Source organism: Psychromonas sp. MME2, assembly GCF_040566515.1.
Taxonomy (GTDB): domain Bacteria; phylum Pseudomonadota; class Gammaproteobacteria; order Enterobacterales; family Psychromonadaceae; genus Psychromonas.
On sequence record NZ_JBEWXI010000015.1, the window covers coordinates 173,975 to 190,626 of the forward strand.

General features: G+C 38.4%; 11 protein-coding genes, 1 tRNA gene and 1 pseudogene. 6 read left to right on the forward strand and 7 right to left on the reverse strand.

The window, feature by feature from the left end; all coding sequences use genetic code 11:
- Nucleotides 1–5: 5 nt before the first annotated feature.
- On the reverse strand, nucleotides 6–869 hold the full coding sequence (locus AB1A03_RS16175) for a DUF2989 domain-containing protein (protein ID WP_354625632.1): 864 nt from the start codon (nucleotides 867–869) through the stop codon (nucleotides 6–8).
- An 83-nt stretch (nucleotides 870–952) separates the two neighbouring features.
- Here AB1A03_RS16175 and AB1A03_RS16180 point away from each other — a divergent pair, with 83 nt between their 5' ends.
- Nucleotides 953–1,234, forward strand: coding sequence for a YeaC family protein (locus AB1A03_RS16180; protein ID WP_354625633.1), 282 nt, complete (start codon nucleotides 953–955; stop codon nucleotides 1,232–1,234).
- A gap of 115 nt (nucleotides 1,235–1,349) precedes the next feature.
- On the opposite strand, the gene pyk is transcribed toward AB1A03_RS16180, so the two are convergent.
- Nucleotides 1,350–2,780 carry a pyruvate kinase gene (gene pyk, locus AB1A03_RS16185; RefSeq protein ID WP_354625634.1) on the reverse strand — a complete coding sequence of 477 codons (1,431 nt, stop codon included), beginning with the start codon at nucleotides 2,778–2,780 and terminating at the stop codon, nucleotides 1,350–1,352.
- A gap of 72 nt (nucleotides 2,781–2,852) precedes the next feature.
- Entirely contained in the window at nucleotides 2,853–3,695 is an 843-nt protein-coding gene (locus tag AB1A03_RS16190; protein ID WP_354625635.1) for a MurR/RpiR family transcriptional regulator, read from the reverse strand.
- Between the two features lie 279 nt (nucleotides 3,696–3,974).
- Between AB1A03_RS16190 and AB1A03_RS16195 the strand changes: the two genes are divergently transcribed.
- From AB1A03_RS16195 to radD, 5 genes are all read left to right on the forward strand, one after another.
- On the forward strand, nucleotides 3,975–4,931 hold the full coding sequence (locus AB1A03_RS16195) for a glucokinase (protein WP_354625636.1): 957 nt from the start codon (nucleotides 3,975–3,977) through the stop codon (nucleotides 4,929–4,931).
- 74 nt (nucleotides 4,932–5,005) lie between these two features.
- Nucleotides 5,006–5,095 (forward strand) — tRNA-Ser (locus AB1A03_RS16200).
- A gap of 642 nt (nucleotides 5,096–5,737) precedes the next feature.
- Nucleotides 5,738–7,594, forward strand: coding sequence for a methyl-accepting chemotaxis protein (locus AB1A03_RS16205; RefSeq protein ID WP_354625637.1), 1,857 nt, complete (start codon nucleotides 5,738–5,740; stop codon nucleotides 7,592–7,594).
- Nucleotides 7,595–7,783: 189 nt separating this feature from the next.
- Nucleotides 7,784–8,383, forward strand: coding sequence for a protein-disulfide isomerase (locus AB1A03_RS16210; RefSeq protein ID WP_354625638.1), 600 nt, complete (start codon nucleotides 7,784–7,786; stop codon nucleotides 8,381–8,383).
- A gap of 68 nt (nucleotides 8,384–8,451) precedes the next feature.
- Nucleotides 8,452–10,182, forward strand: coding sequence for a DNA repair helicase RadD (gene radD, locus AB1A03_RS16215; RefSeq protein ID WP_354625639.1), 1,731 nt, complete (start codon nucleotides 8,452–8,454; stop codon nucleotides 10,180–10,182).
- On the opposite strand, the gene nhaD is transcribed toward radD, so the two are convergent.
- From nhaD to AB1A03_RS16235, 4 genes and pseudogenes are all read right to left on the reverse strand, one after another.
- Nucleotides 10,171–11,601: a sodium:proton antiporter NhaD gene (gene nhaD, locus AB1A03_RS16220; protein ID WP_354625640.1), complete on the reverse strand. Its 1,431-nt coding sequence runs from the start codon at nucleotides 11,599–11,601 to the stop codon at nucleotides 10,171–10,173. The genes radD and nhaD overlap by 12 nt on opposite strands.
- Before the next feature lie 290 nt (nucleotides 11,602–11,891).
- Complete coding sequence (locus tag AB1A03_RS16225) at nucleotides 11,892–13,451, reverse strand: efflux RND transporter permease subunit (protein WP_354625641.1); 1,560 nt, start codon at nucleotides 13,449–13,451, stop codon at nucleotides 11,892–11,894.
- A 40-nt stretch (nucleotides 13,452–13,491) separates the two neighbouring features.
- Nucleotides 13,492–15,002, reverse strand: a pseudogene (locus AB1A03_RS16230) (efflux RND transporter permease subunit).
- Between the two features lie 162 nt (nucleotides 15,003–15,164).
- Nucleotides 15,165–16,484, reverse strand: coding sequence for an efflux RND transporter periplasmic adaptor subunit (locus AB1A03_RS16235; RefSeq protein WP_354625642.1), 1,320 nt, complete (start codon nucleotides 16,482–16,484; stop codon nucleotides 15,165–15,167).
- Between the last annotated feature and the right edge of the window lie 168 nt (nucleotides 16,485–16,652).

A 16,652-nucleotide genomic window follows, 5' to 3' on the forward strand; every position in this document is an offset into this window, starting at 1 on the left:
AAATGTTATTTAATGAGTGTTTCAGGATATTCGCTAAACTTACCTTCCATCAGTTTCTTTTTATAGATATTAGCTTGCTCTTGTAATGCCATTTCATTGGTTATTAGTTTCTTTCCATTGATAAGTCCTTTTTGCAAAATAAGATCTAGATTTATATATTCCAGTTGCTGTTCATCTTGTGCTTTCATCGCTTCTTTGCTTATTGCAAGTAGTGCCCATATGTAAGCTTTTTCAAAATCCTGTGCTTGGTAATAAATGGTCATAATATAAACAAATGTACTATCAGGTATATCTTTGTATGAGTTACTTTCTCGTAGCGCATTATAAAATAGTGCTAATGCTTGTTGTGGGTCAAATTTACTATAATAGATGGCAAGCTTGGTTAACAATTTACGGTCTGTTACGCCTTCTTTACGTGCAGCGTTTAAAAAAACTTGTTTTGCTTTTAAATCCTGATAATGCGTCCAAAGATAGTAAGCAAGAATGGGATCCTCTGTATTTTTAATTTTTTTTAACTCATTTTTCATTAGATTTTTAGTCGTAAGATAATTTTCGACGCGTGCTTGTTTGCGTCCTTGATTGCGTGTGAATTGTAATGAAAGTGTTAATTCTATACATGATTCATACTCATCAAGACGGTCTAAAAGCTGACGAGTATGGTCTGAAGAAGGCTCTCTTTTGTCATAATAACGAGCACGAATCAGATGTGTTCGTTGGAAACGGCAATCGGTTAATGTATGTAGATCTGCACATAGTTCAGGATCACTATCACAAATACGCGATAAACTATCATGTGAAAATGGGTTACAGGAGATAATAGCGAAGAGAGTAACTAGTCCAAAAATAAATTTGATGGTTTGGGTAATCATAAGTTGATTCTGTTCCGTGAAATCAATATACATATGCATTATAAATATAAGTTAGCATGTTAATACTAAAATAGGTGATACGAGTGTCAAATTTAACCGAATATGCAAAAAATATATCGCCATCGTTATATGAACAATTAAAACAAGCTGCCGAAACCGGAAGATGGCCAGACGGTAAGCAATTATCTACACATCAGAAAGAGAGTAGTTTACAGTTAATAATGGCATATCAAAGTTTATATAACGAACTGCCCGACCATTTTAGCATCGCTAAAGGGGGGGAAATATACATGCAAAGCAAAGCGCAATTAAAAACAAAATTTACTCATGAGGATGAACCAGAAATTCATATTATTAACCTATAACAGTAGAGGTGGTAGTAAATCCTATCATTATCGACGAAACTGTTATTCCTCGATGATTTAAGTAAAAAACCTCTTTAAAAGAGGTTTTTTACTGTTAGTTAAGCGGTAAAATTACCTACACTCTAACAATTTTACAGGTGTTTGTAGAGCCTGCGTTGTTATCATCTCCGTGAGTAATCAGTATCAGATCACCATCTTTTAGACAATCTTTATCTTTTAATGTTTGGATTGCCTTAGCAATATATTCAACACTGTTAGTTGTTGTAGATGGGAATTTAACGGGGGTCACACCACGATATAATGCACAGTAGTTTAATGTTTGCGCATTACCTGAAAGTGCATAGATAGGTAGGCCCGAGCTTAAACGTGACATTAATAATGGTGTTGAACCTGATTCGGTTAATGCAACAATCGCTTTAACCCCAACGGTGTGGTTAGCGGCAAACATAGTTGTCATTGCAAGAGCTTCACCAGGATCCTCAAATGTGTAGTTCATACGGTTATTGGAAACATTAATGCTTGGGTGTTTTTCTGCGCCAATACAAACGTCGCTCATTGCTTTTACAGTTTCAACTGGATAATCACCCGCCGCTGTTTCGCCTGAAAGCATTACGGCATCCGTACCATCAAGTACCGCATTTGCAACGTCCATCACTTCCGCGCGGGTTGGCATCGGCGCGCTGATCATTGATTCCATCATTTGCGTCGCGGTAATCACTACGCGATTTAAACGGCGTGTTGTGCGGATCATATTTTTTTGTACGCCCACCAAACGTGCGTCGCCAATCTCAACACCTAAATCGCCTCGAGCAACCATCACCACATCAGATGCAAGAACAATATCTTCTAAAGCTTCTTGTGTTTCAACGGCTTCAGCTCGTTCTACTTTTGCTACAATTTTGGCATGACAACCAGCTTCTTGTGCTAATTTTCGAGCATAGTGGATATCAGCACCATTGCGAGGAAAAGATACCGCTAGGTAATCACAGCCAATTTGAGCTGCGGTTAATATATCTTTTTTATCTTTTTCAGTAAGTGCGGGAGCTGATAAACCCCCACCTTTTTTATTAATACCTTTATTATTTGAAAGTGGACCACCGATTGTGACTACGGTGTCAACGCGGTTGCCCGTTACTTTTTCTACTTGTAATTGCACGCGGCCATCATCAAGTAATAATATATCACCTGATTCTACTTCTTGCGGTAATGTTTTATAATCTAGTCCTACGGCCTGTTGATTGCCTTGACCCTTTTCAATATCGCTATCTAGCGCAAATTTATCACCAACTGCAAGATGAATTTTTTTATCTATGAATGTTGATACGCGTATTTTAGGGCCCTGTAGATCGCCCATAATTGCCACTTCTTTACCTAAACGGGCAGCTATTTCGCGAACTTCATTTGCTCGTCTAACATGGTCTATCGCTTCTCCATGAGAGAAATTCATACGAACCATGTTGGCGCCTGCAGCAATGATTTTTTCTAAATTATTATCTCTATCGGTAGCAGGTCCAAGGGTTGTTACTATTTTTGTACGTCTGATCATCATCTACTCCTTGTATAGGGGAAACATCTTGTAACAAATATGAAGTGTATTTACAAATGTTACTGATTTATTTTACATATCAAATTTTGAGTCGCGAATACCTTCTTTTACTTTTTTTAAATTATCTCTAAATTTGGAGCCGCGTCGAAGTGTAAATCCAGTCGTTAAAACATCAATTAGGACTAATTGAGCAATTCGTGAGGCCATTGGCATATAGATATCGGTATCTTCAGGGACATTAGTCGATAAGACTAAATTACTCTGAAGAGCAAGTGGCGAGTTAGATGCTGTTAAAGCAATAACAAAGGCATCATTTTTACGTGCTAATTGAGCTACTTCAACCAACGCTTTAGTGCGCCCTGTATGTGAAATTAAGACAAGGACATCACCATCGTTACTGTTGATGCTGCTCATCTTTTGCATGACAACGTCATCAAAACATAAAACAGGAATATTAAATCGAAAAAATTTATTCAGCGCATCTTTAGCAACAGATGCAGAAGCACCTAGGCCAAAGAAAGAGATTTTATTTGCCTGTGTCAAAACATCAACAGCACGGTTAATAAGTGATATATCTAAGGAGTCTTTGACATTTTCTAAACAGGCTATTGTTGACTCAAATATTTTTGCTGTATAAGCACTTGGGCCATCACTTTCATTAACATTACGATTAACATAGGGAGTACCAAGCGCAAGGCTTTGTGCTAGGTGTAGTTTAAAATCAGGAAATCCCTTAGTATTAAGCTGGTGACAAAACCGGTTTACAGTTGGCTCACTGACTGATGCCATTTTTGCTAATGTAGCTATACTAGAATGAATTGCTATCTGTGGTGATGTTATTACCACTTCGGCTACTTTCCGTTCTGATTTGCTAAAAGTATCTAGATTTTTTTGAATTAACTCTAAAGTATTCATGCCTGACCGCTGTAATATATTATTTATAAGTTAAACTAGGCACTTACAAAATAGCTCGTGATAGTTTATGTTTTTTAATCCTTTTATGTCGTAGGATCTAAAATAGATTAAATGCTTGTAATGTCACTTTATTATAAGTAAGCCATTATTCGCTGTCATTTTATTACAACATAAAGCTGTTTTAGATCAACCTTTTCGTTGTTTTATTACGATATTGTGAGTGAGATCTGTCGAATTTATACTTTTATTTTTTATTTTTAATTATTTATGGAGAAAAATATGTTGTCTGTAGTTGCTGATGTTGGCGGTACTAATATTCGCCTTGCTGTTTGTGATATAGAAACCGGTGAATTGAGTAAATTAAGAGAGTTTGCTTGTGCGGAATTTGTAACGCTTGATGCAGCATTAGTGCAATATTTTGCAACATTACAGGGCGAAGTGAAGCATCTTTGTATTGGTATTGCTTGCCCTGTTGATAATGATCAGATTGTGATGACTAATTTAAGTTGGGCTTTTTCTAAGCAGGCATTAAAAGAAAAACTTAATTTAACATCTTTATATCTTATTAATGATTACACTGCAATTTCATTAGCAGTCCCTTTCCTCAATGACCAACAAAAAATAAAAGTTGGGGGAGGAGAACCCGTTGAAAATGGCGTCACCGCAGTATTTGGACCTGGAACGGGTCTAGGCGTTTCACACATTATTAAACCAGCTGATAAATGGATCAGTTTGGATGGTGAAGGTGGTCATGTTAGTTTTGCGCCAAATACACGTGAACAGGCTGATATTTTGCTTTTATTACAGGAACAATTCGGGCATGTTTCGGCAGAACGAATTTTGGCTGGGCAAGGTTTAGTTAATTTATATCATAGCCTATGCCGTTTAGAAGGTAAGCAACCGGTGTTTCATGAGCCAAAAGAAGTGACTGGTGCTGCTCTTGCAAATGAATGCCCGTTGGCTTTGCGTAGCTTGAATATTTTCTGTGAAGTGATGGGAGGTTTTGCGGGTAACCTTGCCTTAAACCTTTCTTGTATTGGTGGTGTTTATATTGCGGGCGGAATTGTTCCTCGATTTGTTGATTTCTTTCAAGCAAGTGATTTTAGAAAATATTTTGAAGATAAGGGGCGTTTTAAAAGCTATCTAGCATCGATCCCAACCTATTTGATTATTCATGATAATCCAGGATTGCTAGGGGCGAGTGTTTATCTTCGCCAAGAACTTAATATTATATAAAATGATATTAGTAGTTGATTTTAGGAGGAGAGTTAACTATCATGCGCCCCGCTTCAATGAAATATCGAAGTATTGGTGAGCTGGCTGAGTGGCTGAAGGCGCACGCCTGGAAAGTGTGTTTAGGTTAACCCCTAACGAGAGTTCGAATCTCTCGCTCACCGCCATATTTAGTGCCTCCTAGGTACGACTAGAACCCGAACAGTTTATGAATATAAGCGTTCGGGTTTTTTATGTTTATCGTATATGATGCTATTTACAGTTATCCGCATAAGTATCTGATCTATTATGGTGGTTAAAATAATAGATGACCATGTTGCATTTAATCGCAATCATCTGTAATTATTCGATTCATGCTTTTTGCTTTCCCTCATTTGTTCTCCACAAGCTATGAACAAAATATTATGCAAAATGCTAGTATTGCAGCAAATTATACCAATTGGATTTGGTTTTGATGTAAATTACATGGCAATATGTTTTTGTTGTTATTTGTTTTTTATTTATTTTTAATCAACATGATAGGCCATACTTCAACCCACTTATTGGGCCAAATCTTATATCTCTTAGTTTTAAATGTATTTACATATTTCACATCACAAATTTGCAATTAGATCTATCTACGCCCTAGGGGGAGGGGGATTTACTCCCCCTACTACCATAGTATGTTTCTATTAATGATATGATCGGAAATAATCATAAGAGTTAATCAAAATTTAGTTCAATATAGATTTGTCTATTTTTAATTAAGATTACATTATTTCATAACAAATTTCGTAAATTGTCTATGTACACTACAGGGAACACGCTGCATGTTGATAAAAAATAAATTAATAGCAAACGCTGCCGTAACAATAGTAAGTATGGTCGCTATGTTACTCCTCATTAACTTCTCCTCTTCATCTTTACAACAAGATATAAAATTGGTGCAGAATATTGGCAAAATTGAAGCTGGAATACTGCAATTGCGCTCCTATGAAAAAGACTTCTTAGCGCGTAAAGAGAATGGTTACATAACCTCATTTAATGATGAAGTTGCGCAGCTACAAAGCAGAATTAAAGTGTTAGAAACAGATTTAGGTTTGATTAATGTCCCTGTTGATGAAGCGCTGCAATTAGCCGTCGTACTCAATGAGTATCAACAATATTTTTCTGAACTTGTGGCAACCCAAAGTGCGATTGGATTTGATTTAAAGAGTGGTTTGAATGGGCAGTTAGCGGATGCTGTGAGCGCTACTGAGCAAGCTATTGGTGATTCAATGTCGTTCTTAAATTTAATGCTTAAGATAAGAAGCAGTGAACAGAACTATATACGTCAACTTGATGACAGATTTATTACGGTATTCCAGGATGATTATGAAATATTACATGCAGATGTTAAAAAAAGTTATTTAATCAGTACACAGAAAAAAGCGATTTTAGAGGGACTAGAAAATTATCAAAGTTCATTCCTAGCGTTAATAAAAGAGCAGAAAAAATTAGGTTATAACGCAACCGATGGCTTACAAAAATCAATGAATGAAAGTGCGTTAAAAGTAACGGAAATACAAAATAACTTAATTGCTAAAGTGAATGTGGCCGTGGACACGTACGTTGATGAAATTAAGCAGGTGACGAATATTTTATTTGCCGTTGCATTGTTTGTTTCAATTGCGATTGCTTGGGTTATTGCGCGTAGTATTATGAATGGCATTTCCTATATTAAAAACTCGATTATTAAAATATCAGAAACGAATGATTTAACAATTTCGCTTGCAACGGATAATAAAGATGAGCTGGCGGATATGGGCAAAGCATTTAATAGCATGATTGCTAACTTCCAACGTCTTATTGTGTCGGTGAATAATTCTGTTGGCAGTCTCAATAATGCGACAGCGACACTAACTGATAATATTCACAAATCGAATTTAGGTGTGGCGTCACAGATGCAAGAGACGGATATGGTGGCTACTGCTGTTACCGAAATGGTTGCAACTATTGAAGAGATTGCCAACAATACAACAGATGCCGCAGATAAAGCACAACAGTCCAATGATAATGCTGCACAGGGGCTGCAAGGTGTCGATGCAACTATCACGCAAATCAACTTGTTATCTGATAAATTAATTGAATCCGAAGGTGTGGTGAATTATTTAGCCAAAGATAGCGAAACAATTGGCAGTGTACTTGATGTGATCCGAGGTATTGCAGAACAAACTAATCTATTAGCATTAAATGCGGCGATAGAGGCGGCTCGTGCTGGCGAACAAGGTCGTGGTTTTGCGGTTGTTGCCGATGAGGTTCGTACGCTTGCTAGTCGCACACAATCATCGACGAAAGAAATTGAAAATATCATTGTATCTTTACAGAATAGAACTAAACAGATTGTTGCTTTAATGGTTGATTGTCGTCACGAAGGGCAAGAGAGTGCTGATAAGGCCTCACAAGCAGGGCGATTACTTGAAAAAATCAATCACGATATGGTTGCGATTATGGATATGAATACTACGATTGCAACGGCTATCGAAGAGCAGAGCATGGTTGCTGCTGAAGTTAATCGTCATGTGGTATCGATAAGAGATGTGGCAGAAACATCCAGTGAGTCGGCACAACAAAATGAATTAATGGGTGATGAATTAGCGGAACAAGCAAATCTATTAAGTAATGAGATAAAACGTTTCATTATTTAATATGACCTATTAGTTCAGATTGCATTTAAACACCTTCCATGATCATATTATGGGAGGTGTTTTTTTATCATTACATTTCTAGTGTCTTTTTCCCCATTTGTAATTATCCATGTTGGTCAAAATCATTGATTGTATAGTGGCCTTAAAGTCACTAAAATCATATTCAATTTATTAATAGAAGGCGAGACGATGATACCTGAACTCTATTTTATTTATGACTCACACTGTCCTTGGAGTTATGCAGCAACGGCACAAGTGAATGAACTTGCTAATGCTTACCCTGAAATGAAGTTACATATCTGGCATTGTGCACATTTTGATGGCAGCGATAGTGCTGGCTTCAAACAGGTTGATGCGGTAGCTCAACAGAGTTGCGTTAAATTTGCTAAAGATTACATGCGTTTTTCCGATAGCCCAAAGAGTTCTATTCTAGCAGCGAACTTAATGACTTGGCTGCAAAGTAAACAACCTGAGAGAGCGTTACCAGTGTTAAACGCACTACAAAATGCGCATTTTATTGAAGGTAATCCTTTAACATGTAAGCATGATTTCAATGAGATTATTAATGCATTTAAACTGTCGCCTCCGAATAAAGTGTTTAAAGAAGAGTTAAGTAAAGAAGCGGAATATACGTTATCTGATATTAACGAATTACAAGAGTTTATGGGAACAAATTCATTTCCAGCCCTGTTATTAACGATCGCAGATAAAGCGGTTTTATTAAATCACGCGCTTTATCTCAAGAAACCAGTTGGCATTGTAAAGGCCGTGAAGAAAGAACTGCTTTAATGCTAAATCGTTGTCTGCTGGCAACGATTTAATTTAAGCGTAATTATTTTTCCTTATAGCTTCGCCATATGTATATACTTCGCCCTTATCAGCAAGACAGCGTTAATGCGACTATCGCATACTTCCGAAAAAATAGTGATCCCGCAGTATTAGCATTATCAACGGGGGCTGGTAAAAGCTTAATCATTGCGGAATTAGCTCGGCTTGCTAGAGGGCGTGTTTTGGTCCTTGCACATGTTAAGGAGCTGGTTGAGCAAAATCATGCTAAATATGAAAGTTATGATTTACAAGCCTCAATATTTTCCGCAGGCTTAGGGCGCAAAGAGAATGATCGTCAAGTTGTATTCGCGTCAGTACAGTCTATTGCCAATGGATTAGGCCGTTTTGATGACGCATTTTCATTATTGATTATTGATGAATGCCATCGTGTGCCTGAGGATGAAAATAGCGCCTATCAAAAAGTTATTCAACACTTACAGTCAATCAACCCCAACTTAAAAATATTAGGTCTTACCGCCACCCCTTATCGTTTGGGGATGGGGTGGATTTATCAATACCATACACGCGGGCAAGTGCGGAGTCATGAAAAACGATTTTTTCGTGACTGTATTTTTGACTTACCTATCCGTTTTTTACTGGAAGAAAAATACTTAACAACACCGAAAATAATGGATATGGCGGTGATCGGCTATGATTTTTCACAGGTTAAAATCTCCTCAGCAGGGTATTTTAATGTTGCACAACTCGATTCCGTAGTAAAAAAATCACAACGTGTAACCCCGCAAATTATCAAGCAGGTGGTTAGTACCAGTAAGGATAGAAGGGGGGTGATGATTTTTGCTTCTACGGTGAATCATGCCAAGGAGATCATGACCTACTTGGTTGATGAAAATGCGGCACTGGTAATTGGTGATACCCCTGTCGAGGAGCGAGATTGTATTATTACTGAATTTAAAGCTGAGAATATTAAGTTTTTAGTAAATGTATCGGTATTAACCACCGGTTTTGATGCGCCACATGTTGATTTAATAGCCATCCTACGACCCACCGAATCGATTAGTTTATATCAGCAGATTGTGGGGCGTGGTTTACGCCTTAGTGCGGGTAAAAAAGATTGTTTGGTGATGGAGTTTGCTGGTAATTGTTATGATTTGTATCAACCGGAAGTGGGCAGTGCTCAACCAGATTGTGACAGTGAAATTGTGACTATACCTTGCCCTGTATGTTCGTTTAAGAATAACTTTTGGGGTAAAATGGATCCTGCAGGTTTCGTTATCGAGCATTATGGGCGCCAATGTCAAGGTTACAAAGAGCATGCCGATGGGCTGCGAGAAATATGCGGTTATCGTTTTCGCGCTAAATTTTGTGACCAGTGTGGGGCTGATAACGATATAGCTGCTCGACAATGTCAACAATGCAACCATGTACTGGTGGATCCCGATAAAAAATTACGTGACGCATTAAAACTTAAAGACGCTCTAATAATGAATTGCATAGATTTAAAGCTGCAAGCGGGTAAGAATAAATTTGCAAAAGCACAATTAAAAGTCACCTATATTGGCGATGATGGCGGGGAAATTAATGAGGTTTGGCCCCTGCATAGCAAAACGCAGAAGAGAGATTTTCTTAATCGCTTTATTCGCCCACATTTAATCGATAGGCATAGACCCTTCACAGAAAGCTGCCCCACTAAGGTGATAAAAAATGCACATCGTTTACGCGCACCAAAGGTTATTATTGCGCGTAAAAAAGGACGTTTTTGGGTAGTGCGGGACAAATTGTTTGAACTAAGTGAATAATTCACTATTAAGTAGTAGATGCACAATAATGCTCGCGGCATAACCGATCGCAATGACGGGCATCCACTTTAGGTGTCCAAAAAAGGTATATTTTCCTCTCGTTGCCCCCATCAACGCAACACCAGCTGCTGAGCCTATGGACAGTAGACTTCCGCCAACACCGGCTGTTAGTGTTACTAATAACCAATTGCCCATAGACATGTCAGGTTGCATGGTTAATATGGCATACATCACCGGAATATTGTCGACAATGGCGGACATACCACCAACCATTATATTGGCCCAAATTGGATTCCATTGTGTATAGATAACTCCTGATACTAAGTCTAAATAACCTAATAAACTAAGTCCTCCGACACACATAACCACACCATAAAAGAACAGTAATGTATCCCATTCTGATGATGCAACGCGTTGAAAAACATCAAAGGGAACAACGGAACCAAGGCGTTTTAATGCAGCTTGATCATTGTTATTCAAAGCTCTTTTAGTTTTTTTTGCTAATGAACTAGGCAGGGTTTTACGCAGAAAATAACCAAAAAATTGTAAATAGGCGAGCCCCATCATCATCCCTATGACAGGAGGAAAATCGATAAATAGATGGAAACCTACTGCTGTAAAAATAGTGAGAATAAAAAGTAACACGATTCGCCGCGCACCGCGTTTTAATTCAACAAACTCACAAACAGTCAGTGGTTGGGTTTTTTCGACAAAGCGGGACATAATAAATGCAGGTAATAGGTAATTTACGATAGAGGGAATCAATAGGTCTAAGAATTGACCAAATGAGACAATACCTGCTTGCCATACCATTAATGTAGTGATGTCACCAAATGGGCTAAATGCACCGCCCGCATTAGCGGCAATAACAATATTGATACAGGCTAAATTAATAAATTTATTATTATCTCCCCCCACTTTCATGACTACCGCACACATCAACAGCGCTGTCGTTAAGTTATCGGCTATTGGAGAGATAAAAAATGCTAAGATCCCAGTCAACCAGAACAAAGTGCGGTAGTTGAACCCCTTACAAACCATCCAAGCTTGTAATGAATCAAAGAGTCGTCTCTCTTCCATTGCACTTATGTAAGTCATTGCAACGAGTAAAAATAAGAGCAGTTTTGAGTATTCTAATAAATTATGCTCTAAAGCCGCCTTTGCAATCTCAATTTGCCCCTGCTGATTAAGCAAGAAACCAATCATTAACCAAATAAGGCCAGCAGCTAACAGGACGGGTTTTGATTTACGTAGTTGTAAATACTCTTCACTAATAACTAAAATGTAGGCGATGGCAAAAATAGTTAATGATGCATAACCGATGGTCGATGTGGTTAAGTCCATGAGCGGTGGAGCAGATAAGGCGGGTATTGAGAAAAATAGAGTGAAAGCAAACAGGCAAATTTTACGTTTGGTCATAGAACATTTATCTCCATACTTTAAACGGCAATTAAATAATCGCAATTCCCGTCGTTATAAATCTATTTAGAAATAGACATTATTGAGTAACTAATAATAGGAATTGCTATAATCCTAGTACAGGGACAATTAATTACTGTGAGCTGCTGGTTGTTTTGATGAAATAATGCCAACATGGATAAGTCGCTGATTTAACGTTAATAAACTCTATCGCAATGGGATAAACTAAGCGTGACCATACAAGTTTACTTTGTGTGGCCACGGTTAAATCGTATAGGGTTTGAGTCGCGCTATTTTGCGGTTAATTTTTGATGGCGGTGTACTAGATTAAAATCATCGAGCACTGCGTACGCACAGGGGATAATAAACAGTACCAATAAGGTAGAGCTAAAAATACCAAAGACGATAGAGACGACTAGTGGTTTGACTACTTGTGCTTGTAGACTTGTCTCTAAGAGCAGTGGCAATAATCCAGCTGCTGTGGTCAATGATGTTAAAAAAACAGCTCGTAATCGATCTCGACTGGCTAGGACAACAGCATCAACCACTTTATCGCCTAGCTCAATGTGATGGCGAATATATTGCACTAATAAAATAGAGTCATTGACGACGATTCCCGCCAGAGAGATAAAACCCATAATAGAAGGCATCGATAAACTATAACCAGTAATATAGTGGCCAAAGAGAACGCCGATTAATGCCAAGGGGATAGCGAACATGACCACCAAAGGTTCGCTATAACTTCTAAATTGGAAGCTAAGAATGACAAAAATTCCAAATAAGCCGATTAAAAATCCTTTTCGTAGGGAACTGCCCGTTTTGTCTGACTCTTTTGCTGCACCCTCAAAATCGATGATGATCCCCGCATAATGTTGCTTTAATAGTGGGATAAACTCATTACGCATATTGGCTACTATTTCATTGCCATTCGCTTTGCTATTGTCAATATCAGCCATTACCGTGATTGTACGTTGGCTATCGACACGTTGAATACGCACAAATGCCCGTTGAAAATCAATGAATGCGACACTGCTTAAGGGAATTTGGCTACCGTCGGCAAGCATGATCGGGAAGTTACTGAGTGTTTGTAAATCGCCTGCTTGCTCTTTATTTAAGCGTACATGAATGGCTATATTTTCTGGGCCAACTTGAATTTCATCGGCGGTTTGCCCGTAATAGGCACTGCGTAGTTGCATAGCGATAGTTTGACCGTTTAATGCATGGTTTTCAGCGCCCGGTTTTAGGTGGATTAATATTTCCTCCTTTCCTGGGCGCATATCATCGACAATGCCATTAACACCATTAAATTGTGATAGATAAGCTTGTAGATCGATTGATGCATGCTTTAACATGGTCAAATCACTATGCTGTAGGCGCAGCTCAATATCCCGACCTGCAGGCCCCATTGCGGGTTGTTTAAAGACTAATGAAATAGGCATGGCGAGCTCACCCGTTGTAAGCCGCCAATCATTAATAAAGGAGTCTATTAATGAGTTACGAATTTTTGCTGAGAGCAGGTCTAAACGAACAGTGGCAATATGCGCTCCAGTTTCCCCTGCATCGGCATTAAAATTATATTGCACCGTAATATCTCGCACCAACGGTGCAGGCTCAGCGTTTGACCTGCTGTATTGTTCGCTAAGTTGTTTGGCACTGCTCACGATTCTATCGACGACTTGTTCTGTTTGTTGCAAAGTGGAACCGGGTGGCAAAATGATACGCGCTTCGGCAATGTCGCCATCAAGTTCGGGAAAGGGTAAAAACTTAAGCAGCCCACCACTTAGCAAGGCAAAAGAGATAAATAATAGGGCAAAGGTGAACCCGATACTTACGTAGCGCCAATGCACCATAAAGGCAACCATTTTGACTAAGCTATGGGTTCTGAAATGTTCAAACTTTTGTAAAAAGAGTACTTTTATTCTTAGTGGTTGGCGATTCTTGTTTTGCTTTATTAAGGGATTGGCTTAAATGGTGAGGGAGAATCAAAAAGGCTTCAATTAAACTGATTGAAAGCACCATAATCAATACTAGCGGCACGGCGGATAGCACTTGTCCCATTTGTCCTTCTAACCACAGCAAACTACCAAAAATAAACACAGTGGTTAAAAAAGAAGAGATAACTCCTGGAGCGACCTTAGCTACCCCTTTACTGACCGCCTCATTGATGGGCAAGCCTTTGTCAATATGAGCTGCAACGGATTCAGAGATGACAATGGCGTCATCCATCATAATACCAATTGCCATTAACAGCCCTACTAAGGTCATTACATTGATCGAGATGGAAAACATACCCATTAAAAATAAACCGCCTAAAAACGCAACGGGTAATCCAGCGCAAACCCAAAATGAATAACGCAATGAGAAAAACAACCATAACGATAAAAAGCTAATAAAATACCTTGCCAGCCATTGCGCAGTAACATGGAAAGGCGATCTTGTAATAAGGATGATAAGTCATTCGTAAGTGTCAGCGTGATCCCCTTTGGTGCAATTAGCTTTTCATTTTCAATGAAGCTTTGCACTTTTGCTTTGATGCGAAGCGAATCATCCGCCTTATTCTTTTTGATTTTTAAAATAGCCGCTGGTTGCCCATTAAATTGAATATTATCTTCATCTAATTCAAAGGTATCTTCAATGGTGGCAATATCTTTAAGCCTAATTAGCCCCCCTTGAGCGTTACCTGAAATGATGATTTTTCCTAAATCAGCGGGAGAGGTTTTACGTTCGTCAAAACGAATTAATAGATTTTTATCTGATAGCTCAATATTACCCGCGGGCATTTGTATGTTTTGTTTGCCAATTATATTGGCGATATCAGCAATGCTTAAGCCGATACGGCGCATATCAATCATATTGACGGATATACGTAACTGATGGTCAGAAAAACCTGTTATGGTGATTAAATTTACACCCGCTTCAATTTTTAAACGGCGTTTTACATCCTCAGCATAGGCTTTGAGATCTGGGCGAGTAGTGTTACCTGAAATGGCGACATCAATAACCGGCTCTGCCCAATCTAACTCTTTGACGATGGGGGCTTCAATTTCACTTGGGAAGTCTTTGATCGCATTTATTTCTGTTTGAACATCAATCAAACTTCGTCCAAGATCGGCTTGGTCGCTCATTTTAAGCGTTAAACTTGCACTACCTTCACGGGCGTCACATTTTATCTCTTCGATATTACTAAGGCCATCAACGGCGTCTTCCATACGTAAGCAGATGCTCTCTTCTACTTCAGAGGGAGAGGCACCAGGATAGACAACTTGAGCAATAATATAGGGAGGGGAAAACTCAGGAAAAGTTTCCCTCTTAATTTCGCCTACACGGCTTAACCCTAACACAAAAAAAGTTAGCATCAGGAGATTGGCAAGGGTTGGGTGGCGAACAAATAATGTAATCATACCAAATCCTTTAATAATGAGATCTGTTCAGGCTGCGGAATAAATGGATGTTAGTGAGGCATGGATTTCTGTTGATAGCGGTGCTAATTATAAAATCAAAAAACAAGCTAGCATTCATTTTTACAAACATTAATGAGTCGATAATGATGGAATGTGTTATCACTATAATCCCTTTTTATCGTTGTTGATTTGGACTTGGCTTGGTTTAACGCGCATACCTGCAATAGCGGGGATCACATCATTTAATATCAGTGCTTGTTGCTCTTTAATATCGCCACTAATTGCGACACCTTGAGCTGTTCTAAAAACAACCTGCACAGGTTTGATTTGTAAGTTTTTTTGCTCATCCATAATATAAATAGCATCACCATGCAGGGCGCGTTCAGGAATGATAAATTGCGCAGAGGGGAGACCACTAATCCTTGCACTAACGAACATACCTTCACTCAGTGGTGGTTTGGTTGCCATTAGAAAAGCTTTAGCATCCTGCTCAACCTCTAAATAAAAATCGATGCTATCTTGCGGTTCATTAATAGTGCTGCCTATGCGTGTTAATTTGGCTGGCCATTGATAACTTTTATTGCCCAACATCATCTCAATATCAGCTTCGAAATTTAATTCACTCAGTAATGTGTCAATGGTGGAATGGTCGCTGTTAATGACACTGTTTCGTAAAATCTCTACATCTTGTAATGATAGTTGTGCGGCAACTTCTATCTCACCTAACTGTTGTGCTTCAAAAAGAGTTGCTCCTAGTGTAACCGCTTCTGATTGTTCAATGTTGACGCGGCTAATTCGAGCATCAAAGGGAAGAATAAATTCTGTTTTTTGTAGCTGACGTTGACTATCTTCGAGCATTGCCTGATTAACCTTTATTTGCGCTTCAATGACTTTTTTATCATCGGGGAGTAGGGCTAATGAACTTGATAATTGTTGTACTGAATTTTTTTGAATAAGTAATTGCTGTTGTTGATTTTCTAATGCTGAATTGGAAATAAGTTTTTGCTTTTGTAGGCGTAAATTGCGTTGGTATTCTTGTGTGATTAACGCCAATTTTTGTTGTTCAATGTTTAAGCTTGCATTAAGGTTTTTTTCTGTTTGTTGTAAACGTGTCAGTTGCGCTTTTGCTGCTTGTAAATTAGCATCGGCTTGTGCCTCTTTTAATTGGTATTCAAGAGGATCTACTTTTAGAACAACACGCCCTTTACGAAGATGTTTGCCCACCTCAAGATCTGGATGTCGATATATTATGGTGCCTTTAACTTCGGCAATACCTTGCCATTTTTGTTTAGCGGATACTCGCCCAAATCCAACCACCTGTGGCGAGATGTGTTGTTTTATCAAAGGGGTGATATCGACTAATTGCGCGTTATCATATTTCTCTTGTAACTTTGGAGCGGATTTTAAAATAGAGGCGGAGACTAAAACTGCAATGCCGATAGCAATGCCAGGAAATATCAGCCACTTTTTATTGAGCGTCATCTAACTGTCCTTGATTAAGATTAACTAATACCAATCGGTAATTACATCAATGTTAAATTGGTTGTTGTGAAAAGAAGTCATTGTGCCGCAAGTCAAAAAATAAAGACTTATACTTTATCAACTAAGCTAATTAAATATACAAGGCATTTTCAATTTATTAAACCTTTA

Bases quoted from the DNA above. Each gene is read 5' to 3' on its own strand.
- pyk (WP_354625634.1), bottom strand. From the start codon at position 2,780: ATGATCAGACGTACAAAAATAGTAACAACCCTTGGACCTGCTACCGAT.
- AB1A03_RS16225 (WP_354625641.1), bottom strand. From the start codon at position 13,451: ATGGTGCATTGGCGCTACGTAAGTATCGGGTTCACCTTTGCCCTATTA.
- AB1A03_RS16210 (WP_354625638.1), top strand. From the start codon at position 7,784: ATGATACCTGAACTCTATTTTATTTATGACTCACACTGTCCTTGGAGT.
- radD (WP_354625639.1), top strand. From the start codon at position 8,452: ATGTATATACTTCGCCCTTATCAGCAAGACAGCGTTAATGCGACTATC.
- AB1A03_RS16235 (WP_354625642.1), bottom strand. From the start codon at position 16,484: ATGACGCTCAATAAAAAGTGGCTGATATTTCCTGGCATTGCTATCGGC.
- AB1A03_RS16175 (WP_354625632.1), bottom strand. From the start codon at position 869: ATGATTACCCAAACCATCAAATTTATTTTTGGACTAGTTACTCTCTTC.
- AB1A03_RS16205 (WP_354625637.1), top strand. From the start codon at position 5,738: ATGTTGATAAAAAATAAATTAATAGCAAACGCTGCCGTAACAATAGTA.
- AB1A03_RS16190 (WP_354625635.1), bottom strand. From the start codon at position 3,695: ATGAATACTTTAGAGTTAATTCAAAAAAATCTAGATACTTTTAGCAAA.
- AB1A03_RS16195 (WP_354625636.1), top strand. From the start codon at position 3,975: ATGTTGTCTGTAGTTGCTGATGTTGGCGGTACTAATATTCGCCTTGCT.
- nhaD (WP_354625640.1), bottom strand. From the start codon at position 11,601: ATGACCAAACGTAAAATTTGCCTGTTTGCTTTCACTCTATTTTTCTCA.